The 25,902-nt window shown below is 64.8% G+C and carries 25 protein-coding genes; 12 read left to right on the top strand and 13 right to left on the bottom strand.

What is annotated here, in order from left to right:
- Positions 1-9: 9 nt before the first annotated feature.
- Positions 10-1,587, top strand: coding sequence for a HEAT repeat domain-containing protein (locus ACQY5K_RS00810; RefSeq protein WP_428119186.1), 1,578 nt, complete (start codon positions 10-12; stop codon positions 1,585-1,587).
- Here ACQY5K_RS00810 and ACQY5K_RS00805 read toward each other — a convergent pair.
- Complete coding sequence (locus ACQY5K_RS00805; RefSeq protein WP_428119184.1) at positions 1,584-3,074, bottom strand: amidase; 1,491 nt, start codon at positions 3,072-3,074, stop codon at positions 1,584-1,586. The two genes, ACQY5K_RS00810 and ACQY5K_RS00805, sit on opposite strands and share 4 nt — an antisense overlap.
- 39 nt (positions 3,075-3,113) lie before the next feature.
- Here ACQY5K_RS00805 and ACQY5K_RS00800 point away from each other — a divergent pair, with 39 nt between their 5' ends.
- From ACQY5K_RS00800 to ACQY5K_RS00775, 6 genes are all read left to right on the top strand, one after another.
- Positions 3,114-4,487: a M20/M25/M40 family metallo-hydrolase gene (locus ACQY5K_RS00800; RefSeq protein WP_428119182.1), complete on the top strand. Its 1,374-nt coding sequence runs from the start codon at positions 3,114-3,116 to the stop codon at positions 4,485-4,487.
- 64 nt (positions 4,488-4,551) lie between these two features.
- Positions 4,552-5,346: a Fe-S cluster assembly ATPase SufC gene (sufC, locus tag ACQY5K_RS00795; RefSeq protein WP_428119180.1), complete on the top strand. Its 795-nt coding sequence runs from the start codon at positions 4,552-4,554 to the stop codon at positions 5,344-5,346.
- Positions 5,343-6,602 carry a SufS family cysteine desulfurase gene (locus tag ACQY5K_RS00790; protein WP_428119178.1) on the top strand — a complete coding sequence of 420 codons (1,260 nt, stop codon included), beginning with the start codon at positions 5,343-5,345 and terminating at the stop codon, positions 6,600-6,602. The genes sufC (ACQY5K_RS00795) and ACQY5K_RS00790 overlap by 4 nt, the downstream gene beginning before the upstream one ends.
- 21 nt (positions 6,603-6,623) lie before the next feature.
- Complete coding sequence (gene sufU, locus ACQY5K_RS00785; RefSeq protein ID WP_419922466.1) at positions 6,624-7,139, top strand: Fe-S cluster assembly sulfur transfer protein SufU; 516 nt, start codon at positions 6,624-6,626, stop codon at positions 7,137-7,139.
- Positions 7,136-8,374: an acyl-CoA dehydrogenase family protein gene (locus tag ACQY5K_RS00780; RefSeq protein WP_428119176.1), complete on the top strand. Its 1,239-nt coding sequence runs from the start codon at positions 7,136-7,138 to the stop codon at positions 8,372-8,374. The genes sufU and ACQY5K_RS00780 overlap by 4 nt, the downstream gene beginning before the upstream one ends.
- A 142-nt stretch (positions 8,375-8,516) precedes the next feature.
- A complete protein-coding gene (locus ACQY5K_RS00775) occupies positions 8,517-10,586 on the top strand; it encodes a glycine betaine ABC transporter substrate-binding protein (RefSeq protein WP_428119174.1) in 2,070 nt (689 codons plus the stop codon).
- Between the two features lie 67 nt (positions 10,587-10,653).
- Here ACQY5K_RS00775 and ACQY5K_RS00770 read toward each other — a convergent pair whose 3' ends face one another.
- The 10 genes from ACQY5K_RS00770 to ACQY5K_RS00725 form a co-directional block, all read right to left on the bottom strand.
- Positions 10,654-11,154: an NUDIX domain-containing protein gene (locus ACQY5K_RS00770; protein WP_428119172.1), complete on the bottom strand. Its 501-nt coding sequence runs from the start codon at positions 11,152-11,154 to the stop codon at positions 10,654-10,656.
- Between the two features lie 94 nt (positions 11,155-11,248).
- Positions 11,249-11,545, bottom strand: coding sequence for a 4a-hydroxytetrahydrobiopterin dehydratase (locus tag ACQY5K_RS00765; RefSeq protein ID WP_419923511.1), 297 nt, complete (start codon positions 11,543-11,545; stop codon positions 11,249-11,251).
- Between the two features lie 110 nt (positions 11,546-11,655).
- Positions 11,656-12,546, bottom strand: coding sequence for a Fe-S cluster assembly ATPase SufC (sufC, locus tag ACQY5K_RS00760; protein WP_428119170.1), 891 nt, complete (start codon positions 12,544-12,546; stop codon positions 11,656-11,658).
- Complete coding sequence (locus tag ACQY5K_RS00755) at positions 12,543-12,878, bottom strand: non-heme iron oxygenase ferredoxin subunit (RefSeq protein WP_419922462.1); 336 nt, start codon at positions 12,876-12,878, stop codon at positions 12,543-12,545. Before ACQY5K_RS00755 ends, sufC (ACQY5K_RS00760) begins: the two co-directional genes overlap by 4 nt.
- Positions 12,875-14,146: a Fe-S cluster assembly protein SufD gene (gene sufD, locus ACQY5K_RS00750; RefSeq protein WP_419922461.1), complete on the bottom strand. Its 1,272-nt coding sequence runs from the start codon at positions 14,144-14,146 to the stop codon at positions 12,875-12,877. The genes ACQY5K_RS00755 and sufD overlap by 4 nt, the downstream gene beginning before the upstream one ends.
- 34 nt (positions 14,147-14,180) lie before the next feature.
- Positions 14,181-14,561, bottom strand: a complete 381-nt coding sequence (locus ACQY5K_RS00745) for a hypothetical protein (RefSeq protein ID WP_419922460.1) — start codon at positions 14,559-14,561, stop codon at positions 14,181-14,183.
- Positions 14,562-14,575: 14 nt separating this feature from the next.
- On the bottom strand, positions 14,576-15,460 hold the full coding sequence (locus ACQY5K_RS00740) for an HpcH/HpaI aldolase/citrate lyase family protein (RefSeq protein ID WP_419922459.1): 885 nt from the start codon (positions 15,458-15,460) through the stop codon (positions 14,576-14,578).
- The gene (locus ACQY5K_RS00735; protein WP_419922458.1) at positions 15,457-16,515 is read right to left on the bottom strand and encodes an HpcH/HpaI aldolase/citrate lyase family protein; all 1,059 of its coding nucleotides are present in this window, start codon (positions 16,513-16,515) and stop codon (positions 15,457-15,459) included. Before ACQY5K_RS00735 ends, ACQY5K_RS00740 begins: the two co-directional genes overlap by 4 nt.
- The gene (gene sufB, locus ACQY5K_RS00730) at positions 16,515-17,927 is read right to left on the bottom strand and encodes a Fe-S cluster assembly protein SufB (protein ID WP_428119166.1); all 1,413 of its coding nucleotides are present in this window, start codon (positions 17,925-17,927) and stop codon (positions 16,515-16,517) included. The genes ACQY5K_RS00735 and sufB overlap by 1 nt, the downstream gene beginning before the upstream one ends.
- Positions 17,928-18,018: 91 nt before the next feature.
- Positions 18,019-18,924, bottom strand: a complete 906-nt coding sequence (locus tag ACQY5K_RS00725) for an LLM class F420-dependent oxidoreductase (RefSeq protein WP_428119164.1) — start codon at positions 18,922-18,924, stop codon at positions 18,019-18,021.
- Positions 18,925-19,039: 115 nt separating this feature from the next.
- Between ACQY5K_RS00725 and ACQY5K_RS00720 the strand changes: the two genes are divergently transcribed.
- Complete coding sequence (locus ACQY5K_RS00720) at positions 19,040-19,348, top strand: nucleotidyltransferase family protein (protein ID WP_428119162.1); 309 nt, start codon at positions 19,040-19,042, stop codon at positions 19,346-19,348.
- On the top strand, positions 19,338-19,778 hold the full coding sequence (locus tag ACQY5K_RS00715) for a HepT-like ribonuclease domain-containing protein (protein WP_428119160.1): 441 nt from the start codon (positions 19,338-19,340) through the stop codon (positions 19,776-19,778). The genes ACQY5K_RS00720 and ACQY5K_RS00715 overlap by 11 nt, the downstream gene beginning before the upstream one ends.
- Positions 19,779-19,883: 105 nt before the next feature.
- Here ACQY5K_RS00715 and ACQY5K_RS00710 read toward each other — a convergent pair whose 3' ends face one another.
- The gene (locus ACQY5K_RS00710) at positions 19,884-20,015 is read right to left on the bottom strand and encodes a hypothetical protein (RefSeq protein WP_428119158.1); all 132 of its coding nucleotides are present in this window, start codon (positions 20,013-20,015) and stop codon (positions 19,884-19,886) included.
- A gap of 297 nt (positions 20,016-20,312) precedes the next feature.
- Between ACQY5K_RS00710 and ACQY5K_RS00705 the strand changes: the two genes are divergently transcribed.
- The 3 genes from ACQY5K_RS00705 to ACQY5K_RS00695 all read left to right on the top strand — a co-directional run bounded on the left by ACQY5K_RS00705 (position 20,313) and on the right by ACQY5K_RS00695 (position 25,276).
- Complete coding sequence (locus ACQY5K_RS00705; protein WP_428119156.1) at positions 20,313-21,221, top strand: SPL family radical SAM protein; 909 nt, start codon at positions 20,313-20,315, stop codon at positions 21,219-21,221.
- A gap of 774 nt (positions 21,222-21,995) precedes the next feature.
- Complete coding sequence (locus ACQY5K_RS00700; protein WP_428119154.1) at positions 21,996-23,345, top strand: IS1380 family transposase; 1,350 nt, start codon at positions 21,996-21,998, stop codon at positions 23,343-23,345.
- Positions 23,346-23,767: 422 nt separating this feature from the next.
- Entirely contained in the window at positions 23,768-25,276 is a 1,509-nt protein-coding gene (locus ACQY5K_RS00695) for a UvrD-helicase domain-containing protein (RefSeq protein ID WP_428119152.1), read from the top strand.
- A 23-nt stretch (positions 25,277-25,299) separates the two neighbouring features.
- On the opposite strand, the gene ACQY5K_RS00690 is transcribed toward ACQY5K_RS00695, so the two are convergent.
- A complete protein-coding gene (locus ACQY5K_RS00690; protein ID WP_428119150.1) occupies positions 25,300-25,818 on the bottom strand; it encodes a gamma carbonic anhydrase family protein in 519 nt (172 codons plus the stop codon).
- Positions 25,819-25,902: the final 84 nt, after the last annotated feature.

Genomic DNA, 25,902 nt, shown 5'->3' with positions numbered 1-25,902 from the left:
CGTCACATCATGCCGGAGAGAGCAGGCGCAGCGATGGGTTTCAAGGAAGACGGCGACTTCGCCCGATTCGTTGCGATGGGTGCCGTCGGCACCGCAGTCGCAGCCGACGTCCTACGGGAACGCTTTGGCCACCAGCCGATTGAGCTGGAGCGCTACGCGATGGCCAACAAGGTGTGGCAATCCAAGGTGAAGCGACTTCGTCTCCCTGATCTCTTGTGTGTCCGCTGCGGTGTCAGAGTCGAGGCTAAGGCAAAGTCGAAGCTCGGGATAGTGCTGTCGCACTCCGATACCCCCGGTCGTAGATGGGACGACGGCGGGATGCGTGATTCCGACTTGTTTGCCTTCATGCGAGTGGAATCGCCACAAGGGGCGTTTCCGCCCGAAGTAGCAGAACCAGAGTGGTTCTCCACAGCAGCCCTGCGCGCCAGCGTTCAACATGCTCGTCGCTCGAACCCCAAGGCAGCATCTGAGGGTTCCGAAGTGACGATGACTTGGCCGTGCTGGGTGCCGCGCTACGGGGGCACATTCAAGGGGGTCGACGACCAAGACCGGATCGTGGTCGTCGACAACGCGGGAAAGCAGCGGCTCTATTGGCATTGGCGCAAGTGGGCGGGCAAGCGTTTCCGATACCTGCTCCCGGGGGACACGTTCGAACCCGATAGCCGCATTGTCGCCGGCATCGCCGAGCCACCTCTGTCTCTTGTGTGCCCCGGGCTTATCTGGGATGCGGCAGCAGCCTTATACGACGCAGACCCCGTCGAGCGTCTCGCGGCGGTGAGGGCAACTGGCATTCTGCGCCGAGTCGGCGCTGCCGAACGATTGAGCCAGGTTGCACAGGACGAGAGGGAAGATTGGCGCGTCCGGCTCGAAGCAAACGTCGCGCTCGCTCGAAATGACCCGCAACGCTGGGTGCCGCAAGTCGCAGCCACGATCAACGTCACGGATGACCGGGAGCAGCACATGGAGGCTGTACTCGCACTCACGGAAGTGCCGGCACTCGAGGCAGTTCACGCTCTATGCGACATCGCTGGGCGCGACGACCTTCACGAGGATGTGCGAGCAGCGGCAGCTTGGGGCATCGGCCAGGGTGCCTCCGCGAATCCTGAACGGTTGTTGCCAATCATGCTCAACGTCAATCTTCTCGTCGCTGTTCACGCCGTTGGCGCAATCGATACGGTTTCGGACGCGACGCGAGAGACGTTGATGGGTTGGTTGGGCAGTCGCAATCAGCGCCGAGCAGCGACCGCTGCGAATGTGCTCGCCCGGAGTCGATCCGTCGACACCCTTCTCGACGCGTACGAACTGGGCGAACCCGCCCAGCAGTGGGCGATCTATGCACTCGGGAAGATGGAGGCGGCAGTGGTCCGGGTACGTGCAGGGTCGAGGTTGACGGGTTCACTTAGGGCAGTCTTGGAACCGATATGGCTCCGAGAACTCGATTGGCTGAGCGTTGACGACGACCCGCTCGCCGCTCTCGATCTGCAGAAGATCAGGTTCGACCCGATGCAACCGACGCTTCACAGCACGTTCGGCGTCGATCCGCTACCTCGGGCATTTCCGGGTGCTCACGTCGAAACGCCGTCCTAAGGCAAGGCGACATCTGTCCCCAAATCATGTGTCCCATTCACCTTTGAGGACAGTGACGGGAGCACGTCGATGTGGCGGGTGGCGGACTCCCAGGCGTGGGCCAATTCGAGCACCGAGCGGTCGGCGCGATGGCGGCCGACGAGCTGCAGACCGACGGGCAGGCCATCGGTGGTGAAGCCAGCGGGCACCGAGATGGCGGGATGGGTCGTGACGGTGATGTCGCTGCACGAGCGCATCCAGTCGATGTAGGTCTCGAATTCGACACCGTCGATTTCGGTGGGGTACTCGATCTCGACATCGAACGGGGGCACCTGAGTGGTGGGGCACGCCAGGTATGCAAAGCCGCCGCCATCAGGTGACATGAACGCATCGACGCTGGCGAACAGCTGGGTGTGGCGGCGGCATGCATCTGCGTATTCGGCAGTTGACATCGACAGGCCTCGTTCGATGTTCCACACCAAAGTGTCCTTGAGCTGGTCTCGGTGCCGTTCGAGCAGTGGCCCGTAACCGACGGCGAACGTCCAGGCACGACGGGCCTGAAAGATGTGCGGGGCATCCGACAGATCGGGCCAGGCCTCGACAACTTCACAACCCAAGTCGCTGAGCACATCAGGCACGTTCGCCGTCGCGGCTCGCATCGCAGGATCGATCGGCAGCCCGCCAGCATCGGGCGACCACGCCACCCGCACACCGCGCAGATCTTGCTCCAGCGAACCTGCGAAGACCTCCGGCGACTCCTGATTCGACACCGGCGAGCGGTCATCGGGGCCCGCCAGCGCTCGCAGGAAGAACGCCACGTCGGCCACGGTCCGGGCCATCGGGCCTTCGACCGCCAATGGGAACCATGCGTCCTGCGAGGTGGTTGACGGTACCCGTCCTGGGGATGGCCGGAAGCCAACGATGTTGCAGAACGCGGCAGGATTTCGCAGCGAGCCGCCAAGGTCGGAGCCATCGCACAGCGGCAGCATCCGGGTCGCCAGCGAAACCGCTGCTCCCCCGCTGGAACCGCCGCACGTCTTTGCGAGGTCATAGGGGTTGCGTGTGATGCCGAACACCGGATTGAACGTGTGCGAACCAGCGCCGAACTCAGGCGTATTGGTCTTGCCGACCATCACCGCGCCCGCCTGGCGCTGACGTTCCACCACCAGCGCATCGATATCGGGGACGAAGTCGGCGAACAGCGGTGAGCCCATCGTGGTGCGGACACCAGCTGTGAGCGCCAAGTCCTTGTGCGCCACCGGCAACCCATGCAGCAACCCGAGCGACTCTCCACGGGCGTGCGCTTGGTCGGCCGCAGCCGCCCGTTCGGCCGCGAGCTCCGGTGTGAACGTCACAATGGCGTTGACGGCGGGATTGACCTGCGAGATGCGTTCGAGGTGCGCTGCCAGCAACTCACGCGCCGAGATCTCGCCGTTCGACAGCATCGCCGCCATGTGCGTCGCCGTCAGCCCGCAGATGCCTGCTTCGTCCCCAGAGCTCGTGTCCATCGGGTCATTCGATCACAGGCACCGCCTAGGTTGCAGCCCATGAGCCAGTCATTCACTGCCGGGACCAGCGACGAGAACCGGCGTACCGGCCAGACCGTCGAGTTGCTGCAGACTCTGATCCGAAACGAGTGCGTCAACTACGGCACAGCGGAGTCCGGGGGCGAGGCTCGCAACGCTGACACCATTGAGGCGTATCTGAATGGCGCTGGCCTGGATCTTGAGGTGTTCGATGCGGCTCCGGGCCGGCGGTCGCTCGTCACCCGCATCGAAGGCAGCGATCCAAACGCGCCCACCCTGTGCCTGATGGGCCACACCGACGTGGTGCCGGTCAATCCCGACGGCTGGAACCGTGATCCCTTCGGCGGCGAACTCATCGACGGGGAGGTGTGGGGCCGCGGCGCGGTGGACATGCTGAACCTCACGTCGTCGATGGCGGTGGCCTTCCGGCATATGGCCGAGACGGGCTACCGGCCCGCGGGCGACCTCATCTACTTCGCCTGCGCCGACGAGGAGGCCGGCTCGGCCTACGGCGCTCGCTGGATGGCCGAGAACCACTGGGACGCGATCGGTGCCGACTACGTGCTGACCGAGAACGGCGGGTTGCACTCGGGCTCGGCCGAAGCTCCGTTCATCGGCATGAACGTAGGTGAGAAGGGCGTGGCCTGGCGACGCTTGCGGGTTCGGGGCGTACCCGGGCACGGCTCACGACCGTTCCGGCAGGAAAACGCCCTCGTCAGGGCGGCCGCAGTGGTGCACCGGATCTCGCAGTACCGCCCGCCGCCGAGGTTCCACGAGCTGTGGCGCGAGCAGGTCGACACGCTCGGCGCCGACGACGAGACCAAGGCGATCATGCTGGACGAGGCACTCATCGAGGACTGGCTCGACGCCCATCCCAGCGCGTCAGTGGCAGCGCACCTGTACTCGTGCACGCATACCTCGTTCTCGCCGAACGTCATCGGTGCGCCCACCACTATGAAGACCAACGTCATCCCGGACCACGTCGACATCGAGGTGGACGTGCGCACGCTGCCCGGCGAGGGCGCAGCGGAAGTGCAGGCGCACCTGAATGAGGCGCTCGGCGATCTGGCCGGCGATGTCGAGGTCGAGATCATCATGAACGACCCTGCCTCGGTCAGCCGCGTCGAGACGCCGCTGTGGGACGCGCTGCAAGTGGCGGTGGGTCGGCGTTTCCCGACGGCTCGGCTCACCCCGCAGCTCATCATCGGGTTCACCGACTCCCGCGTGTACCGCGACATGGGCGCCATCGCCTATGGCGCCGGACTGTTCAGCCCTGAGCTGGACGGCGGCGACTACGGCGCCCGTTTCCACGGCAACGACGAGCGCATCGATGTCGAGTCGCTGGCGCTGACCACCCAGCTCTGGCTCGACGTCGTCGGCAGCCTTTGGGACTGAGGGCTGCGGGTCTACGACCTGAGCCCCGGTTGGGGCATTTGGGGCCAGCCATACACTGAGCCGCATGACACTGGGCGGCCTAGCGCCGGACGCTGCAGGGGGCGCACCCCTCTTCGAGATCGACAGCTTGGGAGTTCGAGCGGTTGAGGGACCGCAGATCCTCCAGAGCGTGGATCTGACGGTCAACGCGGGTGAGTGTCACGCCATCATGGGCCCCAACGGGTCAGGCAAGTCCACGCTTGCCACCACAATCTTGGGATCGCCCGAATACGAGGTCACCGGCGGCGAGATCCGCTTCCGAGGCGACGACATCTCCGAATGGGATCCCGACGCCCGTTCCAAAGCTGGGCTGTTCCTGGCATTCCAGTATCCCCAACACATCCCCGGCGTCTCGGTGCGCAACTTCCTGCGGCAGGCCGTCTCGGCGCGGCGCGGCGAAGACGTCTCGGCCATCGAGATCTACGTGGCGATGGGCGCGTGGATGTCCCGGCTCGGCATGGACGAGTCGTTCATGGACCGGTACCTCAACGAAGGCTTCTCCGGCGGTGAGCGCAAGCGCAACGAGATCCTGCAGCTGGCCTTGCTCGAACCCGAGGTAGCCGTGCTGGACGAGACCGACTCAGGGCTCGACATCGACGCCCTGCGTGTGGTGGCGACCGGCTTGCAGCAGGTCCGTACCGAGCGGCCCGAGATGGGCGTGGTGCTCATCACTCACTACGAGCGCCTGCTCTCCGAGATCGAACCCGACTACGTACACGTCCTTGTGGACGGTCGCATCGTGGCGTCGGGAGGCCCCGAGCTGGCCACCGAACTCGAACGTGACGGCTACGAAGCCTTCGAGCAGAGGCCGGCCGCGTGAGCGGCGCGACTGTCGCCCAAAGGGGCAGCGCACTCGGCACAGACGTCAAGTCGCAGTTCCCGCTGCTGCGCCGCAGCGTCCACGGTCACCCGATCGTCTACCTGGACTCGGCCGCCTCGTCGCAGAAACCCGATGCGGTGCTCGACGCGATGGACGACTACTACCGCTGCGTCAACGCCAACGTGCACCGCGGCGCGTACCAGATCGCCGCCGAGGCCACCGAGCGCATGGAACGTGCCCGCAGCGACGTCGCCCGGTTCATCGCTGCTCCGAGTGCCCGCGAGATCATCTTCACCAAGAACGCCACCGAAGCAATGAACCTGATCGCTCGCTCATGGGGCGGCACCAACCTGGGCCCCGGCGATGCGGTGGTGCTCACCGAAATGGAGCATCACGCCAACATCGTGCCCTGGCACATCCTCGCCGCCGAACGGGGCTTCGAGATCCGCTGGATTCCGATCACCGCCGACGGTCACCTCGACCTCGCAGACCTCGACCGGCTGCTCGACGGGGCGAAGCTGCTGTCGGTCACGGCGATGAGCAACGTGCTCGGCACGCTCAATCCGGTGCCACGTCTCGCAGCCGCCGCTCATGACGCCGGTGCTCTGTGCGCAGTGGATGCAAGCCAGTACGTGCCGCACCTCCCCACCGATGTCGGCGCTCTGGGCGCAGACTTCTTGGTGTTCACGGGACACAAGATGTGCGGCCCGACCGGCGTGGGCGTGCTGTGGGGGCGTTCAGAGCTTCTCGAGGCCATGCCGCCGTTCCTCGGCGGCGGCGAGATGATCCTCGACGTCACCAAGGAAGGCTTCCGGCCCAACGAGCTGCCGCACAAGTTCGAGGCCGGGACTCCGCCGATCGCGGAGATCGTCGGCCTGGGTGCAGCGGTGCGGTATCTGGAGCACATCGGCATGGAGTCCGTGCGGTCCCACGAGGTGAGCCTCACCGGCTATGCGCTGCGCACCCTCACCGAGCGTCACGGCACCGACATCACCGTGCACGGGCCGTCGGAGCCTGCCGAACGCGGCGGAGTGCTCTCGTTCGTGTATCGGGACGTGCATCCCCACGACATCTCCCAAGTGCTCGACCAGAGCGGTGTCTGCGTGCGAGCGGGCCATCACTGCGCCAAGCCCCTCATGCGATGCCTGGGCGTCAGCGCCACCACGCGGGCGTCGCTGTACGTGTACAACGACACTTCCGATATTGATTCGCTGGCCGACGCGCTCGACGAAGTCGGCGCGCTATTCGGCTACTAAAGGCAACGGGACAACACATTCATGGCCGGCCTCGAAGACCTGTACCGAGAGATCATCCTCGACCACTACCGCAACCCCCGCAATCGCGGCGAGCTGGAGAGCCCGCCCGCGCTCCGCAGCGAGGGCTTCAACCCGCTGTGCGGCGACGAGGTGGTGCTCACCTTCGAGTTGGACGGCGACACGGTGGTCGACCTGCGAGTCGGAGGCCAAGGCTGCTCGATCAGCCAAGCATCTGCCTCGATGATGTCCGCAGCCGTCATCGGCAAGTCGGCGAGCGAGATTCGCGGCCTGACGCGCTCGTTCAAGGCGATGATGTCGATCCACGAAGAATCGATCGGCGGCGACGGCGGCGAGGATCAGGACGATCCATTGGACCCAGGGTCCGCGGTCGGGAATTCGGCCGGCGCCCGCGTCCTGAAGCTCGGCGACCTCGAGGCGCTGCGCGGCGTCGTCAAGTTTCCCGTGCGCATCAAGTGTGCGACGCTGGGCTGGAACGCGCTGGCAAGCGGGCTCGACGAGGCTGCCCAGTCGGCATGACCACGGCGGCGGCGCTGCTTCGGTCCGTCGAACCGCCCGAAGAGGAGCACGTCGTGTCCGAACGCCGACCAGAACTCGTCGAGCGGGCACGCCAGATCGCTCCGAAGCTGGCCGTGCGCGCCGCGGCCGATCCGTGGGCACGACGAGTCTCTGCGGAGGCCATCGCCGAGATTCGGGCCGCCGAGCTACTTACGATCGGCCAGCCGCTCGCGAACGGCGGCCAGGAGCTCGACTGGATCACCTACCTCGAGGTGATGTCAGAACTCGCCAAGGGATGCCCGTCCACCGCCTGGCTGGCATGCGTGGGCAACGGTCACGCGTGGCTCGTCGGCCACTGGCCGGACGCGTGCCAAGAGGAGCTGTACAGCGACGGACCAGATGCCTACGTCGCCGGCGTGCTCACCGACCGTGGCACTGCAGTGCCGACGGACGGCGGCTGGAGGCTCAGCGGCTTCTGGCCCTTCGGCTCAGGCATCGACCGCGCCGATTGGGCGATCCTCGGTGGCCACATCGACGGCCCAGACGGCAGGTCCGAGGATCCGAGCGCGACGGGCATGTTCGTGGTTCGGGCCGACGAGTTGTCGTTTCGTGACGACTGGCATGCCAGCGGGCTGCGGGCCACGGGCAGCAGCAGCGTCATCGTCGACGATGTGTTCGTTCCTGAGCATCGATTCGTCCCAGGCACTGTGCTGGCTTCGGGCAGCACACCCGGCATGGATCGCAATCAGGGATGGGCCCAGCGCAGCGCGCTGATGCCGACGTTGGCGTTTGCCCTGACCCCCGTTGCCGTCGGCGCCGCTCGGGCCGCACTGACGACGTTCACCGATGAGATCCAGCACAAGGTCGTCAGTCACGTGGATGTGCGCCAGACGGACTGGGCGCTGACCCATCGTCAATTCGCTCAGGCCGACTCGCTGGTCGACCAGGGCGAGCTGCTGTTGCGACGCACCGCCGATCAGATCAATTCGATGGCCCAAGACGGTGTCCAGATGGATCTCCCGATGCGGGCCCGTGTGCGCCTTGACTGTGCCTACGGAGTGCGCCGCTGCCTCGAGGCCGTCGAGATGCTGTACCTGGCCACCGGCGGGCAAGGCGTGCGCGACACCAACCGAATCGGCAGAGTGCAGTCCGATCTGCAAGCGATCAACATGCACGCCATCACTGCGCTGGACCCTGCGCTGGAGGCCTACGGCCGCGTCCTCATGGGCCACCCACCCCGCACGCCGCGCATCTAGCGCTGGCTGCACGGCTGTTTGCGCTCAGTTCATTGACCGGGCGCGCCGACAATCGGGCGATGTGCGCCCCACCCCACGTGACAAGCAGTAACACGCTGTTATAGTCGCCACTAGCAACTCTCGCGAGGAGGCGGTACTGCTCGTGAGCGCTCTTACCCGCCGGATCGTTGCGGCGCTGGCGGTTGCCCTTGCCGCTGTCGCCATTCCCGTGGTCGCGACCCCCGCGGCAGCTCAGGACGACGGCGTCACGCTGGTGATCGCCAACGGATGGTCGTTGTCAGACGTCGGCACGGCGGCATCGCTTGTCGCGGCTGGCGAAGGCGACGCAGTGCTGTTTGTAGCGACCGAGACTCTCGGCGAACCGACATCCGCAGTCGTGTCGGACTATTCGCCGTCGCGCATTCTTCTGGTTGGAGGCACCGCCGCATTGACGTCGGACATCGAGAGCGAGCTCAACCAACTCGCGCCTGGTGCATCCACTGAGCGCTTTGCCGGCACCGACCGCATCGATACTGCCGCACTCGCCGCGAAGCGGTCGCTTGGGGATTCGACGGGCGGAACGCTCGTCATCGCGAACGGCTGGTCGCTGTCCGACGTAGGTACGGCTGCGGGGGTGGTAGCGACCGGGGGCGCCGATGCGGTGCTGTACTCCGCGAAGAACAGCTTGGGCGAACCCACGACCTCGGTCGTGACGGATCGCCGACCGGCGCGCATTTTGCTCGTCGGCGGTACGGCCGCCTTAGCGTCAAGCATCGAGGCTGAGTTGGCACTAGCAGCGCCCAATGCCGCCGTCGGCCGCCTCGGTGGCGCCACACGAATCGAGACTGCGGCCCTCTCCGCAGAGCGGGCGTTCATCGATGGCGCGTCCGTAGCGGTGATCGCGAACGGGTGGTCGCTCCACGATGTCGGCGTTGCTGCAGCATTCGCTGCGGCCCGAGATGACACCGCGGTGCTCTACGCCCAACAAGACATGCTGACGTCGGCCACGGCGGACATCCTCGACACTCACGAACCGGCGCAAGCGGTGCTGATCGGCGGGACCGACGAGCTCTCAACGGCGATCGTGACCGAACTCCGACGCGAGGCGCCCGCAGCGACGGTGCAGCGAATCAGCGATTCGACGCGGCTCGGGGTGGCAGCCCAAGCCGCCCGGCAGGTGCTCAGTGGCGGTGTGAGCCTGACCCCAGGAGACGGGGTCGAGGTAACGATGGGCCGCGCCAACTGGAGCACTGGTTACTTTCAAGCCGAGCTCTACCGGCAGCTGCTCACGGAACTTGGCTACAACGTTTCCGATCCTGCCCGCCACGAGAGCGGCTCCCCAGCCGGTCACGCCGCAATCGCCGACGGCACCGTCGACTTCTGGGTCAACACCTGGCTTCCCCAACACTCGGCGGCGTTCGATCAGAAGCTCGCAGACGGTTCGACTGTGAGAGACCACGTCACAGTGCTCGGTGAGCAGATGATCGACGGGGGCCTCCAAGGGTTCCTGATCTCCAAGTCGTTCGCGGACGAGTACAACGTGCACACCTTGGACCAGCTCAATGCCAATCCTGACGCGATTGACGCGTTCGACATCTCGGACCCCCAGCCCGGAAATGGCAAAGCCGACATCTACGGCTGCCCCACTGCTTGGATCTGCGACGACATCATTACGTCGCAGATCGCATTGTCAGATTGGAACAACATTCAGCAAGTGACACGTGACTACGGCGCGATGTTTGCTTCAGCACGGGCTCGAGTTACAGCTGGTCGGCCCACGATCATCTTCACGTGGACACCGTCGCAGTACATCGCGGGGTTCCAGCCCGGCGTGGACGTCTACTGGATGGGCATGGACCGGATACTGGATGACTCGAATCCGGCATCTCTGCCCGGTGGAGAGAAGTTCGATCAAACCGATGCCGATGGGTCGGGCGGCTACGCGCGCATCAGCCAGAGCCACTGTCCCTCGGCGAAGTCCACTTCGAACGGGCTGTGTCCTATCGGTTGGATCGCAGCCGACATCCGGGTCACTGCGAACAATGATTTCCTCGAGGCCAACCCGGCGGCCCGGGCGCTGCTCGCAGCCGTCAAGCTGTCGCCGCTGGACGTCTCGGCAGCGATGGCCGAACAATTCGCGGGAGCGTCCTTGAGCAGACTCGCATCGCAGTGGATTGCCGACAACCGCAGCACGGTCGATATGTGGCTGTTCGCAGCCAGAACAGCATCATGACCTTGTGACGGGACCCACCGACGCGACGCGCCCGCGCTGGATTGGCCGCATCGTCGGTCTATGACCACTACCAGCGGTGGCCGGGGGGGACTCCGGTCATCCACTCTGAGATGCGGCGTGATGTGCCCGGCGTCGTACCGGGCGGCAGCTCGCCGGGGGCGAAGAAGGCCACCTCGGCGATCTCGGGTGAGACCGATTCTTCCACCCGCCATTCGGTGACTACGAACACGACGATGTGATCGCTGCGGTGCCCATGGCGTGAGGAATACACGCCGAGCACGTTCCGGGGGGTTTCGGCGACGACGACTCCGGTCTCCTCTCGCAGTTCCCTCGCCGCCGCCCCGGCGAGTGTCTCGCGCGGCTTGACACCGCCGCCGGGCAGGAACCAGCCGTCCCGGTAGGTATGGCGCACCAGGCAGACCCGACCCTTGGGGTCGACGACGAGGCCGCGCACGCCAAGCGTGACGCGGGCCGGACGCAAGCGCACCCACATCTCGAAGAGCTGGTGAAGCAGACGCCGCGGCCCCGGCCGTGGCTCGATGGTGCCCTCCACCACCGGCGCCGGCACGACGCGCCCTTCGTCAGACGAAGCAGCGTCAGACGAAGCAGCGTCAGACGAAGCAGCATCCCGCTGGCGCCTTCTCAGACGCATCGTGCGGTCGTCATCCCGTGCGTCCCGCCAAGCTGTCCATCGCTCTTGCCAGCGCGGCGTCGAGCTCGGTCACGCCGCCACGATCATGCGTATTCAGCGACACCTCGACGGAGTTGTAGACGTTCGACCAGTTCGGATGGTGGTCCATCTTTTCCGCAACGAGCGCAGCGGACGCCATAAATCCGAACGCCTCGACGAAATTGCCGAATCGGTAGGTGCGCGCCAACGACGCTGCGGAGACATCCCACCCGGTCAACTCGCCCGCGAGCTCGTCCAACTCAGTCTGCGACAGCAGTTCTCGGGCCATCATCCATCCTCCCTCATGCGACCGCACACGGTCGCCAGTCACATCTGACCCGCGCCCATAGCGCCCGTCAAGCAGCATTTCTCCCGATTCGGGATTTGGCGGATTTCAGCTCAGGCCAGGTCCGCGAACGGGTCAGCAAACGGATCGTCCGCGCCGGATCCCCCGGCGGTCAGCCCTGAGAGCCCGCCGATGTCCCCGATCGAGACCGCGACCCCTGCTTCGGGGGCCTCCGGCAGGTACCGCGCGTACCCGTCGGCTTCGAGCGCATCAGCCAGCTCGGGCCCTCCAGAGTCGACGAACTGGCCGTCCACGATCACATGGACCTCGTCGGGGCGCAGATACTGGAGCACTCGGCTGAAGTGAGTGATTGCAAGCACTCCGAGGCCCGCGTTGGTGAGTGCCTCGATGCGGTTGGCGCATGCTCTCAGCGCGTCGATGTCGAGGCCGCTGTCGAGCTCATCCAAGATGGCGATGCGCGGCTCGAGCACTGCGAGCTGCACCGTCTCGTTGCGCTTCTTCTCGCCGCCGGACATGTCGACGTTCAACGGCCGCGCCACAAGCTCGGCTTTCAGTCCCACCGCGGCAGCCTCGGCCGTCAGCCGATCGCTGACATCGTGGCCGTTGCTGGTGCCGTCACCAGCGGCATCGTTGCCTGCGAGCTCCGCCCGATACGCGAAGGCCTCGCCCAAGGCCTGCGCCGCCGACACACCGGGCACCTCGGTGGGGTGCTGCATTGCCAGGAAGAGCCCGGCTTGTGCTCGTTCCCACGGCGCGAGGCTGAGCATGTCGACGCCATTGAGGGTGACCGAGCCCGCGGTGACCTCGTAGCCGGGCCGCCCCATCACAACGTGGGCGAGGGTGCTCTTGCCCGAGCCGTTCGGTCCCATGATCGCGTGCACGCGTCCCGACGACACCTCAAGATTGATGCCTCGCAGGATCTCTTGTCCCCCAGCCGAGGCGTACAAGCCCTCGATGCGCAAGGTGTAGGTGGAGTCATTCATGGCAGCACCACGGCGACATCGTCGCCGTCGAGACGCACTTCGTACACCGGCACCGGCTGAGTCGCCGGAAACACGTTGGGGCGACCCGTCTCGAGGCTGAAGCATGATGAGTGCTGGGGGCACTCCACCGTGCAATCCTCGGGCCACACCCAGCCTTCGGACAGCGAATAGTTTTGGTGGCTGCACCGGTCGCCGATCGCGTAGAACGCGTCGCCGATGCGGGCTAGCGCAATGCGATGCCCGTCCACGTCGAAGCGACGGGCCTCGCCGTCGGGCACGTCGTCGCGGCGGCACAGCACGGCAACACGCCCTGATGCCGGCTCGGCATTCACGCTGCCGCTCCGCTGTCGGATGCCGCTCGGTGCTCGGCTGGGTCGTCGAGCAGCTGGTCGATCCGGTCACGCACTGATGCGGCCACTTCCACAGACGGCAGCACTTCGAGCACCTCGCCGAAGAAACCGCGCACGACAAGTGCCTCGGCGACGTCGGTGGGGACGCCGCGGCTCTCGAGATAGAAGCGCTGATCGGCATTGACGGGACCGATCGACGACGCGTGGCTGCACTGAACGTCGTTGTTCTCGATCTCCAGATTCGGGACCGACTGGGCCCATGCATGAGGCGAGAGCTTCAAGATGCGGTTCGTCTGCTCGGCGACGACATGCGCTGCGTCGGCCTCAATGCGGATCAGACCCGTGTACACCGCCCGCCCATGGTCGTCGACGGCGCCCTTGAACAGCAGATCGGATGTCGTGTGCGGCGCGACGTGCGTCTGGAACGTGCGGAAATCGAGCGTCGAGGTGCCTTGGCCGAAGTACACGGCGTCGATCTCACTGTGACCGCCTCGTCCGGTCATCGTCGTCTCGATGCGCGCCCGAGCATATTCGCCGCCCATCGCGACATGCCCGATGCGAAGATTTCCGTCACGGCCGACATCCGCGCAGTGATTTGCAATCTGCCAGACGGCTGATCCCAGCTCTTGAACGGTCAGGTGCGCCAGATTTGCGCCATCGCCGACGCTCAGCTCGGTGAGCGGGCTGATGAGCGCCGGGCCGTCCCCGCTGGTGTGATGCTCGATGACCGTGGCTTCGCTGGTGCGGCCAGCGTCCACGACGAGCCTCGGGAACCAGGCCAAGGCGTCGGCATCGGTGTGGCAATGCACGATGATCGGTGCCCGCACGACAGCGCGCGGATCGATGCGGATCGCGATCGGGGCACTCGCGAGCGCGAGGTTCCAGTCGCCGAACACATCGGGACCGTCGGCAGCGACGATGCCCATGAGGTCTTCGGCTCCGTCGCCGAGCGTGCACACGCTGATGCCTTCGCACCGAACCGTTGCCTCGACGACAACGCCATTGGTGATGCGGACCACCGCAGCGGCGGCGGCGTCGACGCCCCCCAGCAAGCCCACGGGCCCCGCGGTGCCGCCGGGCGCTCCGAACGAGTAGTGGCTGACGTCGAGGTCGTCGATGGGCGTGTAGCGCCATTCCTCTGCAGTGAACGACGGCTGGCCGGCAGCGACGGCGCGTTCGGCGGCGGCGCGGCGCCGCTTCGCCAACGCGTCGGAGCCGTCGAGCGCGTCGACCAGTTCGATTGTGAACACTGCGGCAAAGGCTACCGGCGCGCCTGCGGCGACCTCAGTTGCGACGCTTGCGCTTGCGGCGCTTCGCGCTGCCGCGGCTACGCGTCTTGCCACGCAGCCTCTTCGGACGTTTTTTCTCAGCGGCAACTTCGGCGACGATGCGCGGAACGGCTTCGTTCACGATGTCCTCAGCGGCGTCGAGGAGATCGCCGATGGAGTCGTCCATACCGATGCTCTCGGGCTCCTTGGCGAAGTTCTGCAGGCCGAGCGAGCCGTACTGCCAGCCGGCATCGAGCCGTCGGGGCGAGTACGACGGACAGTCCTCGGGGCACCGCCACGGAGCCTCGGGGGCGAGGTCGAGGTTGCATTTGCGCACGGTGTCACCGTTCGGGTACGTACGGGTTTCGTAGTGGCGACAGTTCGTACGCATCGGCACGGCCAGCGTCTCCCTCAGCGTTCCGCGATGGCCTCGGCGAGCACTATCGCCCGCCGAGCCTCGTCCACATGCAGGTTCTCAATCATTCTGCCCTCGACGGTGACCACGCCGCGGCCATCGGCCACTGCTTCATCGAACGCGGCGATCACCTTGCGATGGAATTCGAGCTCGTCGAGGCTGGGCGAAAAGATGTCGTTGCAGGGGCCCACTTGGCTGGGATGGATCAGCGTCTTGCCGTCGAAGCCCATCTGCGCACCTTGCAGGCACACTGCGGCGAAGCCGTCAGCGTTCGCGATGTCGTTGTACACGCCGTCGAATGCCACGACACCGGCCTCCCGGGCAGCCACCAGGCAGCTCGCCAGATGCGGCACCAGCGTCGCACGGTCTGCGGTGATCGTGGCCCGCAGCTCTTTGGCCATGTCGTTGGTTCCCATCACGACGGCGCCGGTGCGCTCGAACGCAGCGATCTCGCGGGCGTTCGCGATGCCCGCAGGCGTCTCGATCATGGCCCAGATGCGGGTTGCGTCGGTCGCGCCCGACGCCTCGAGCAGCTCGGCGACGGCGGCGAGGTCTGCCGCGCCCGACACTTTGGGGATCACGACCGCGGATGGCGCAGCGGCGCCCGCCGTCAGCACGTCCTCGCGGCCCCAGGGCGTGTCGAGGCTGTTGCAGCGAATGGTCAATTCGCGGTACCCGTATTCGCCCGATGCCGCTGCGGCGCAGGCGCCGTGCCGTGCAGCTTCCTTGGCGTCGGGCGCAACGGCATCTTCGAGATCGAAGATCAGCGCGTCGGCGTCGATTCCCTTGGCCTTCTCCAACGCCCGGGCGTTGGCGGCCGGCATATACAGAACCGACCGACGAGGTCGATCCGCTGCCTCCGAGGGGTTCGCAGGGCTCATGCGTTGCTGAGGCCGTACGCGTCAGCCAGCTCAGGGTCGCCAGCGGACAGATCGTGGGCCAGCTTCAACACGACGCGGCACTGCTTGACGGTGGCGTCGTCCTGCATCTTGCCGTCGATCATGACGGCGCCCGTGCCGTCGCCCATCTCGGTCACCACCCGCTGCGCCCACGCAACCTCGGCTGGTTCGGGGCTGAACACACGCTTGGCGATGGCGATCTGGCTGGGATGCAGGCTCCACGCCCCCACGCAGCCCAGCAGGTACGCGTTGCGGAATTGGTCCTCGCAGCCCACGGCATCGGCGATGTCGCCGAAGGGCCCGTAGTACGGCAGGATCCCTGCGGTTCCGCAGGCGTCCACCATCCGGGCCAGTGTGTAGTGCCACAGATCCTGCTGGAAGGCGGTGCGCGCGGCGTCGTCGGCGCCCGCTTCTGGATCGGTGCGGACGAGGTAGCCGGGGTGGCCGCCGCCCACGCGCGTCGTCTTCATCCGGCGGTCCGCGGCCAAGTCGGCGGGACCAAGCGACAGCCCCTGCATGCGCGGGCTGGCCAGGCAGATGGTCTCGACGTTGGCCACTCCCCGAGCGGTCTCCAAGATGGCATGCACCAGCAGCGGCCGATCGAGCCCGACGCGAGCCTCAATCTGTGCGAGCAGCCGATCGACGTAGTGAATGTCTTCGGGGCCCTCGACCTTGGGCACCATGATCACATCGAGCTTGTCGCCGATCTCGTGACACAGCGCCCAGATGTCGTCGAGGAACCACGGCGAGTCGAGGCTGTTGACCCGGGTCCACAGCTGCGTGCTGCCGGGCTCCCATGCCTTGCCGATCTCGATGAGCCCATTGCGGGCCGCGCCCTTGTTGTCGGCGGATACCGCGTCCTCGAGGTTGCCCAACAGAACGTCCACGCCGGGCGCGATGTCGAGCACCTTGGCCCGCATTCGCTCGTTGGACGGATCGAAGAAGTGGATCATCCGCGAGGGCCGGAAGGGGATCTCGCGCAAGGGCTGCGGCGCCCCGAGTGCAAGCGGGGCGAAGAAGTCCTTTGGGCTGCGCATCAGCCGATCGATCCCTCCATTTGCAGCTCGATCAGCCGGCTCCACTCCACGGCGTATTCCATCGGGAGTGTGCGCGTGACCGGTTCGATGAAGCCGTTCACGACCATGCCCATGGCCTGCTCGGCCGAAAGACCGCGGCTCATGAGATAGAAGAGCTGCTCGTCGGCGACCTTCGACACGGTTGCCTCGTGGCCGATCTCGGCGTCCCGCGAGCCGATCTCCTGATACGGGTACGTATCGGAGCGGCTGTCCTGGTCGAGCAGCAGCGCGTCGCACTGCACATGGCTGCGGCAACCGGTCATGCCTTCCTCGACCCGCACGAGCCCTCGGTAGGTGGTGCGGCCGCCGTCCTTGGAGATCGACTTCGACACGATCTTCGACGTGGTCTCGGGGGCGGCGTGCACCATCTTCGCTCCGGCGTCCTGGTGCTGGCCGGCGCCTGCGTAGGCCACCGAGAGCACCTCGCCCGAGGCCTTGGGCCCCATCAGATACACGGCCGGGTACTTCATCGTGAGGCGGGAGCCGATGTTGCCGTCGATCCACTCCACGTGGGCCTCGTCGTAGGCGGCCGCGCGCTTGGTGACCAAGTTGAACACGTTGTTCGACCAGTTCTGGATGGTGGTGTAGGTGATGCGCGCGCCTGGTAGCGCCACCAGCTCGACGACGGCCGAGTGCAGCGAGTCGGTGGTGTACACCGGCGCCGAGCAGCCTTCGATGTAGTGCACGGTGGCGCCTTCGTCGGCGATGATCAGCGTGCGCTCGAACTGGCCCATGTTCTCGGCGTTGATGCGGAAGTAGGCCTGCAGCGGCATTTCCACCTCGACGCCAGGCGGCACGTAGATGAACGACCCGCCCGACCACACGGCCGAGTTCAGCGCCGAGAACTTGTTGTCACCCGGCGGAATCAGCTTGCCGAAGTAGCGCTGGACGATCTCGGGGTACTCCTTGACGGCGGAGTCCATGTCGCTGAACAGCACGCCTTGGGCTTCGAGATCTTCTCGGTTGCGGTGGTACACCACCTCGGACTCGTACTGTGCCGTGACGCCAGCGAGGTACTTGCGCTCGGCCTCAGGGATGCCCAGCTTCTCGTAGGTGTCCTTGACCGAGTCGGGAAGCTCTTCCCAGGCGTCGACCTGACCTTCGGTGGGCTTGATGTAGTAGTAGATGTCGTCGAAGTAGATCTGCGACATATCGCCGCCCCAGTTGGGCATGGGCTTGCGCTGGAAGATCTTGTACGAACGCAGGCGGAAGTCCAGCATCCACTGCGGTTCTTTCTTGAGCGCGGACATCTCTCGGATGATGTCTTCGTTCAGCCCTCGCTTGGGCTTGAAGACATAATCTTCCTCGTCGCTCCACCCGAGCTTGTACTTGCCCAGATCGACGGCGACGGCGGCTTCGGCGGTGTCGGTCATGGGTTCAGCCTAACGCCACCCGTGCCTCTGTCCGGGAGCGGGCGGCTGTGCACACGACCCAGAACCATGCGGCCCGCCGCCGATCAGGGCCTCAGCCGCACAGGGCGGGGGCGAGGCGGCGCCAGCCGTCGAATGCAGCGTCAGGATTGGGGGCCAGAACCTGCACGCAGACGTGGTCGGCGCCGGCATCGAAGTGGGCTTCCACACGGGCTTCGACATCCTCTTCGGTGCCCCAGGCCACGATGGCGTCGACCAGCTTGTCCGACGGTCCCCCGTAGGGGCCGCCGTTGATGTCGGCTTGGGTGAAGCCCAGCCGCAGCAGGTTGTTGGCGTAGTTCGGCAAGCCCAAGTAGATGGCCATGTTCTTGCGGGCCAAGGTCCGGGCCGACTCGGCGTTGGTGTCCAGAATCGCCATCTGCTCGGGGTACAGCGCGGCGTCGGGGCCCATGGTTTCCCGGGCGATCGCTGTGTGCTCCGGCGGCACGAAATAGGGGTGGGCGCCGGCGGTGGCAGTGGCCGACAGCTCCAGCATTTTCGGGCCGAGGGCCGCCAGCACGACCTCGGGCAAGTCTTGAGGGCCGTGGGCCATGAAGCGGGCCTTGTTCATGCGCTCGAGGTACTCGCGCATGTAGCTCAGCGGCCGGGAGTAGTCGTGCTTGCGGATGTACTCGACCAGGTGGTGGTGGCTGACGCCGAGGCCCAGCAGGAAACGCCCTGGGAAGGCCTCGTCGATGGTGCGCAGCGTGTTGGCCATCGTCATGGGGTCGCGGGCGTAGATGTTGGCAATGCCGGTGGCGATCTTGATGGTGCTGGTGCCCTCCAGCAGGCGGGCGGCAGCCACGAATGGGTCACGTCCGACAGCTTCGGGGACCCAGAAGGCCCCGTAGCCAAGTTCCTCCGCTTCGGCGACGAATTCCACACCTTGCGCGGACGGCAGCGCGTCAAGCACCCCCGTCCAGATGCCGATACGTCCCAAGTTGATGCTTCCCATGCTCATGAGCCGTGACGCTACCGCCGCCGTCCTGCCTCCGTCCTGTGCGCAGCGCTGTCAGCGTGACGGCCCAACCTGCGGGATACCTTGTGAATGTGAGCCAATCCGCGTGGAGTCGAGCATGACCGCCGCCCTCGCCGACCACACCGATGCCGTCAAGCAGCTCTGCAAGCGCTTCAACGTTCTGCGTCTCGACTTGTTCGGCTCTGCCGCCCGAGGCAGCTTCGACCCAGATCGCAGCGACTTGGATTTCCTGGTCGATTTCCAACCCGTCGCCCTCGACGACTACTCGAACACCTATTTCGGCCTACTTGAGGCTCTCGAAGACCTGTTCGATCGGTCCGTCGACTTGGTTGTGCGCGCCGCCATCAAGAACCCCTACTTCCTGGAAGCCGTCGAGACGACCAGAATCCCGGTCTATGAGGCTTGAATCCAAGAAGTACCTCGACGACATCCGCCAGGCTGCCCGACTGCTGACGGAGTTCATCGGCGACAAGACGCTGGCCGACTACCTCTCGGACGCCATGCTGCGAGCAGCAGTCGAGCGCCAGTTCGAGATCATTGGCGAAGCCATGTCGCGTCTCGCACAGAAGGACGAGGCCGTGGTGGCCGAGATCAGCGGATTCCGGCGCATCATTGCGTTTCGCAACGTGCTGATCCACCAATACACAGACGTGGACGGTCGTCTCGTCTGGGACGTTGCCGAGAAGAGCCTGCCGACACTTGTCCGCGAGGTCGAAGACCTGTTGGGCACGGAGTCGCAGCCTGAACGCAAGCCGGCCTCGGGCGCCCAATGGCCAGCAGCCGATCACTGGGGGCCGGCCGAAGACTGGTCTGAATGGTCAGACGAAACAGAGTGACGGTAGTACGGTCGTCAGGCTGGCATCGACAGGGACAGTCGCAGGACGTGAGTGCCGCGAGACGCCAGCTGCTGTCGACGCTGGACCGCCTGGGCTGAGAGCCGATCAGTCGAGGCAGCGCAACTCGCCCTTGTAGCGGACCCGGCGGTCGAGGTAGTTCTGCACGCCCGGCAGGATGAGCGGGACGGTGTCGACGCCTTCTCGAATCCTTGGCCGGTCGAGGGGCATTGTTCTCATGGCACCTGAAGCCGACCCTGACCGCCACAAACCCAGCACTGAATCGTGCCTTCGTCCCGCAAGCAGCGTCACGCGCACAACCGCGCGCGAACCGACAACCAATTTCTGCACGAAACGCATGGGAGCGACGAGGGGTTGAGGAGCGAGTGCGCCAGCCCGAATGGCCAGGCTCCCCGGGTCGCAGCACTGGACACCCTGCAGATCACAGGCGAAGAGCTCACCCACCGACGGCGGAACACCGCATCGCCCACTAGTCACCTCTGCCCTGGAGACTGGCGCACCGGCTAGCTTGCGTACATGGGTCCGGATGAGCAGTTAGCACTGCTTCCGATGCCGTCCGCTCAGGCGCGTACTGACGGGACGTCGACACCTCTAGGTCAGCCTGCGTCGGAGATCCAGGCGGGCCGTGCCGAGGCGACGCTCGTAGACGCCCGGTCGATCTTGACCCCCGCAAGCGGATTCATGTCTGAGTGGGACTACACACTGAACCCGTACTCAGGATGCGGATTTGGCTGCAATTACTGCTATGCGGCCTTTTTTTCGCGAGACACGTCGCTACGTGACTCTTGGGGTGAATGGGTGAAGGCCAAGCAAAATGCAGTGACGCTCATTCGTCGCGCCTGTCAACGCAGATCGCTGATTGGTAAGTCGATCTACATGAGCAGTGTCACCGATCCCTATCAACCAGTCGAACGCAAGCTCAAACTTACTCGGTCGATTCTCGAGGAATTGATACAACACCAGCCAAGACTGGCCATACAGACTCGAAGTCCGCTGGTGGCCCGCGATGTCGAATTGATTCGTGAGTTTCGGACTGTCCAAGTCAACGTTACAGTGACTACCGATTCAGAAGTCGTTCGTCGCGCGTTTGAGCCTCACTGTCCGACCAACTCGAAACGCCTCGTTGCAGTTGCCGGTCTCACGAAACTCGGTATTGACACCGGTATCACACTAACTCCGTTGCTACCGGTCGATGATGCAGAGCGTTTCGCTGACGACCTAGCAGCTACAGGTGTACGGAGATTCGTAGTGCAACCCTTTCACGCTGGCAAGGGTCGATTCGTCCGCGGCACTGGTGCTGCCGCCAAACAACTCGCCAAAGAGATGAAATGGGATTCTGAACGCTACCAACAGGTTGTCGAAGTCCTCCGACGAGTGCTCCCTAGCCTGGTCGAAGGTCGCGACGGATTCGCGCCACCGGCGTAGACGTAAGCGTGGAAGACGACAAACTAATCGACGCATTGCGGGCGCATGGACCAATTCTTGAAAACGCCTGCCTCAGAGCCTGTGAGCAGATGTGGAATGGTGGCAATTGGAGCGAATTCGAGCTTCGAGAAGGCTATAATGAAATCCGGCGTCTAAGCCAAAGCCGCGATCTAGCCTATGATCGACCAAGTATCGGTCTGCACTACGCCCTGTGGTATCACCTTCAGCGCACGCACTATCTGATTAGGGCACTGACACCTCTGCTTCGTGATCGTCAGAACCGCATGGCTATCTATGACGCGGGCTGTGGGACTGGAGCGACTGCGTGGGCAGCGGCGACCGTAACCGCTGGCCTCGCGGATGCTGGCCACCAAGTACCACAAGTTGATGTGTTCGGCAAAGACACCAGTCCCTTCATGCTGGAGGCAGCCGAATCGCTATGGTCGCGATTGACTGAAAGCATGCCCTCAGACGTCAGAGTTGATAACAACCTGGGCAGCTGGACTGAGCCGCCGAGCGACATTGAAGGATATGACGACATACTCATTGTTTGTTCGTTCCTTCTAAATTCATCCGACAATCGCTATTTGAAGGAGCTCTCAAGACGTTTATCTCAGGTACACCGCGAGATTGGCGCGCGCCAACTCCTACTAGCCCTGATTATTCACGAGTCGGGCGGACTGGGTTGTCTGGGTCCGCGGAAAGGCCCCTCTGACCTGCGACGATGCGTGTCTGTGATGAACGCATCCGCGAGTTCAGGGGGGCATCTCCGAGGTGAAACTTAGCAGTGTCACAAACGCGCGTCTGGCAGGCGGCGGGGATCGTGTGGTGTGGGGTGTGGGGTTGTTCGCTTTGGGCGGGTTCGCGGACCGGGTCGGGCTGACCGAGGCGCTGTCGGCCGCGGTGCCCCCACGCGGCGAGCGGGCCCCGGTTCATGACCGGGGCGCGGTGCTGGTCCATGCGTTGTTGATGCTGGCCGGCGGCGGGGAGGCGTGCACCGACATCGAGCATCTGCGTGCTCAGCGGGAGCTGTTCGGCGACGTGGCGTCGGACTCGACGCTGTACCGCACCCTCACGGGCCTGGGCGAGGGCGGCGCCGCGGCGCTTTTGGGCGCGGCCGCAGCGGTGCGCGAGCTGTTGTGGGCCGACCGTGACCGCAGCGCGCCGCTGGTGGTCGATGTCGACTCGACGCTGGTGGAGGTCCGCTCGGAGAACAAGGCGGGAGCTGCGCCGCATTACAAGGGCGGGTTCGGGTTCCATCCGATGGTGTGCTCCACTGCGGACGGGGAGCCTCTGTGGATCAAGCAGCGGCCCGGCAACGCCGCCGCGAACGACATCGCCGATCACCTCGAGGTGATCGACGCCGCTGTGGCGACGCTGCCCGAGCCCGACGCCGTGGGCCACCGCGAAGGCGACGACGACAGCGTCGTGGAACGCCCGCTGGTGGTGCGCATCGACGCCGCGGGCTGCTCGCCCAGACTCGCCGCGGCACTGCGGGACCGCAACATCGGCTATGCGGTGTCAGCTCGGTCGGCTCCGGGCGTCCAAGCAGCGATCCGCGGCGGCCTGGGCGACCCGGACCGCTGGCACAACGCCCCAAAGCGGCCCGCCCAGCGCAAGCGGCGCGGTGCTCAGGTCACCGACCTCACCGACCTCGCGGACCTGTCGGGCTGGCCCGGCCGCACCCGGCTGGTGGTGCGCCGCGAGCCGCGCCACCCCGGAGCGCAGCGCAGCCTGTTCCCCAGCGAGAACTTCCGATACTGGGGATTCCTGACCGACCAGCCCCGCAGCGCCGTGCAACTGGACAAGCTGATGCGCTCACACGCCGACATCGAGAACGCCGTGTGCCGGCTCAAAGACAGCGGCCTGACGCGCATGCCGTTCACCGACTGGCACGCGAACAGCGCCTGGGCCGCCATGTGCATCATCGGCCTCGCGCCCCTCGGCTGGTTCCAGAACGCCTGCCTCACCGGGGCGCTGCGCCGCGCGGCCCCCAAACGGCTCCGCTGGCAGCTATGGCACCTGCCCGCCCTGATGTGCCACAGCGCACGGCGCGTCCTTTTGCGCCTGCCCGAACAGCACCCCGGCGCCAAAGCGCTCCTCGCCATCGCCCACCCCCGCTGACCCCCCAGCCAACCGGTCCCGCGCGACGCCTGCCCCCGGCGGGACAGCCCCGCCACGCCCCCAGCGCCGCCTGAGCGCCGCCTGAGCGCCACAACCAGGGCCATCGGCTCCCCTGCGACGCTCCCGCCGACGCCCCAACAGCCCCACACCACCAAACCGGGCGCAAAGCACACCGAAAATACGACCAACAGAATTCTCATGAATAATCAGGGCTAGTGTCCCCTAGCAGTAAGCAACACCTGGCGACAACGCTATCTTCCAGCGCACGATGGGAAGCAGTACCACTGCAGCCCCTCGGTGATCTGTGGGACGGTGAAATCAAACGACTCAACTCGCTTCGGGAAGCGCTTCTATCCTCTGTTGGTCAGCACTCTCCGCAGCCACCGAGCTGGTCCGTCAGTGCAAGGCCCAAGTTCTTGCTATTGGAGCGTCACGTCGAGACTCTGACGGATGCTGCAAATCATATTCTCGACAAGAAACAAGAAAAGGCAGCCGAACCCGAAGATCGTCTAACTTACGTGGTTGGAGCAGCCGGCTCAGGAAAGTCAATGGTGCTATGTGAGCGAGTTGTACGCATCTGCGAACGTGCCTTGGCAAGCGAGCCACCCCACATATTGGTAACGACGTTCAACAAGCCAATGCTTAAGCAGCTAATCATGTGGACTAAGCAACGGATCAGCGCCTCGACGCAAAACCTCACCTTGATTGACATTGGCGGCTATTATCAGCTCAGCGTTTCCAACGCGCGTCAAGTCGACTGCAAGATCAGGTTTCTTAATCGAGATAAGCTTCCGACGCGAGTATGGCAGACGCTTCCAAGCAACAGGCCCGTACTGGAAGTCGACGGACTGGAAGCAAGTGCATTTGATGAGTCGGCCAACGAATTGTTTGATGTCGACTTCATCTACAAGGAGCTGGAACTCGTCGTTCTCGGAATGGATGCTTGGGAGCACGAGCGCTATGTTGATCCTGCTATCACGGCTCGTCATGGGAGGCGTCAGCGCCTGACGCGCCGACAACGAGCGGAACTATGGCCAAAACTCGTCGCTCGCGCCAATGTTACGAAGTTCCCACAAGTCTGCCTGTATAGAAGGTTGGCCGCCCAGCGATACTACGAGAGCACGCTGGCGAGTGGAAAACAAGTCAGACTTCGCGATTCGGCTAGCCCAATCACGCACCTATTGGTGGATGAAGGGCAAGACATGACACGATCGGAGTTGCGTCTACTAGCGAGGACGCCGATTAAGGCACAAAGGCTGTTTGTTACGGGAGACACCACACAGGCTATCCACACGGCTGGCATCTCCCCTCGTCCTAGAATTGAAGGAGCTCAGTGGGAAATATTGACGCTCGTCGGCTCCTATCGGCTCCCAGCGCTTGTATGCGAAGCGCTGCAACCTCTTGCAGAGAATATCCTTGCCAGGCAGTCCGAGGCTAGCGGCTCGATTCCGGAAGTTCGACGGTCAGCTGTACCTGGACCGCGGCCAATTGTTGTCGACGCTAGCGACACGAAGGAAATGGTCAACGCCGTGGCTACGATGTCTAGTTTTGAAGCACGCAACGCATCAGAACGATCTTATTGGTCGTTGATATGCGAACCTCCGACCCGTGATCATGTGTTGGCCGTGACGTTGAGGCAACACGGACTTGAGGCCCAGTGCGAGTCGATGCTGAAGATAAAGGGTTTGGAACGGCCCTTAGTCATTCTTCCTACAGACGCAACGCCAGCTTTCGATGAGGCTATCGCGGAATGGGTTTATACCGCCCTCACACGTTCTGTCTGCGTACTTGTGATCGCAGTACGCCCTGACACTACGCCAGAAGTCGCGAATGCACTGAGTCACCTCGATACCCGTCGTCAGAACTTGATGTTCTGGGACCAAGGCGCGCTGTCAGCGTGGGACCAGATGCTTGGGTCTATCTCCAAGTAGTTTCACAGCGTCGCTTCGCTGGATCAGTCGAGGCGGCGGAGTTCGCCCATGTAGCGGACTCGGCGGTCGAGGTAGTTCTGCACGCCCGGCAGGATCAGCGAAGCTGTGTCGGGGTGCTCGCGGATTTTGGCCGGGGTGCCGACTGCGATGGTGCCCGGCGGGACCTTCATCCCTCCTGGCACGACGGCTCCGGCGCCAACTAGTGCTCGCTCGCCGATCTCGGCGTCGTGCAGCACGATGGCACCGGTGCCCACCAGCGCCTCATCGTGCACAACGCCGCCTTCGATGTGCGCGAGGTGCCCGATGGTGCAGCGCTCCCCCACCGTCGTGGACCACTCCTCGGTCACATGAAGGACAGCGTTGTCCTGCACCGAGGTGCCGGCGCCCACGACGATGTCGTTGTCGTCGCCGCGCAGAACCGCACCCGACCAGATCGAGGCCTCGGGGCCGATCGTGACACGACCGATGATGATCGCCTCAGGCATCACGAAGGCGTCAGGGTGGATGTCGGGCACGTAGTCGCCAAGCGCGTAGATAGGCACGGTGCAACGCTAGGTGCAGCGATGGCTGCGCACCACCCGCCCCGAACGTCGGCGCGAGCGCTGTGCCCGGTACGGTGCGCAATC

It is taken from the genome of Candidatus Poriferisodalis sp. (assembly GCF_965262965.1).
Taxonomy (GTDB): Bacteria; Actinomycetota; Acidimicrobiia; order Acidimicrobiales; family Poriferisodalaceae; genus Poriferisodalis.
This window is presented reverse-complemented; position numbering and strand designations above follow the sequence as displayed.

Coding starts and splice junctions, on each gene's coding strand:
- ACQY5K_RS00805 (WP_428119184.1), bottom strand. CDS start 3,074: ATGGACACGAGCTCTGGGGACGAAGCAGGCATCTGCGGGCTGACGGCG.
- ACQY5K_RS00810 (WP_428119186.1), top strand. CDS start 10: ATGCCGGAGAGAGCAGGCGCAGCGATGGGTTTCAAGGAAGACGGCGAC.
- ACQY5K_RS00725 (WP_428119164.1), bottom strand. CDS start 18,924: ATGAGCATGGGAAGCATCAACTTGGGACGTATCGGCATCTGGACGGGG.
- ACQY5K_RS00715 (WP_428119160.1), top strand. CDS start 19,338: ATGAGGCTTGAATCCAAGAAGTACCTCGACGACATCCGCCAGGCTGCC.
- sufC (WP_428119180.1), top strand. CDS start 4,552: ATGACACTGGGCGGCCTAGCGCCGGACGCTGCAGGGGGCGCACCCCTC.
- ACQY5K_RS00740 (WP_419922459.1), bottom strand. CDS start 15,460: ATGAGCCCTGCGAACCCCTCGGAGGCAGCGGATCGACCTCGTCGGTCG.
- ACQY5K_RS00800 (WP_428119182.1), top strand. CDS start 3,114: ATGAGCCAGTCATTCACTGCCGGGACCAGCGACGAGAACCGGCGTACC.
- ACQY5K_RS00705 (WP_428119156.1), top strand. CDS start 20,313: ATGGGTCCGGATGAGCAGTTAGCACTGCTTCCGATGCCGTCCGCTCAG.
- sufC (WP_428119170.1), bottom strand. CDS start 12,546: ATGAATGACTCCACCTACACCTTGCGCATCGAGGGCTTGTACGCCTCG.
- ACQY5K_RS00710 (WP_428119158.1), bottom strand. CDS start 20,015: ATGAGAACAATGCCCCTCGACCGGCCAAGGATTCGAGAAGGCGTCGAC.
- ACQY5K_RS00735 (WP_419922458.1), bottom strand. CDS start 16,515: ATGCGCAGCCCAAAGGACTTCTTCGCCCCGCTTGCACTCGGGGCGCCG.
- ACQY5K_RS00720 (WP_428119162.1), top strand. CDS start 19,040: ATGACCGCCGCCCTCGCCGACCACACCGATGCCGTCAAGCAGCTCTGC.
- ACQY5K_RS00780 (WP_428119176.1), top strand. CDS start 7,136: ATGACCACGGCGGCGGCGCTGCTTCGGTCCGTCGAACCGCCCGAAGAG.
- sufB (WP_428119166.1), bottom strand. CDS start 17,927: ATGACCGACACCGCCGAAGCCGCCGTCGCCGTCGATCTGGGCAAGTAC.
- ACQY5K_RS00765 (WP_419923511.1), bottom strand. CDS start 11,545: ATGGCCCGAGAACTGCTGTCGCAGACTGAGTTGGACGAGCTCGCGGGC.
- sufU (WP_419922466.1), top strand. CDS start 6,624: ATGGCCGGCCTCGAAGACCTGTACCGAGAGATCATCCTCGACCACTAC.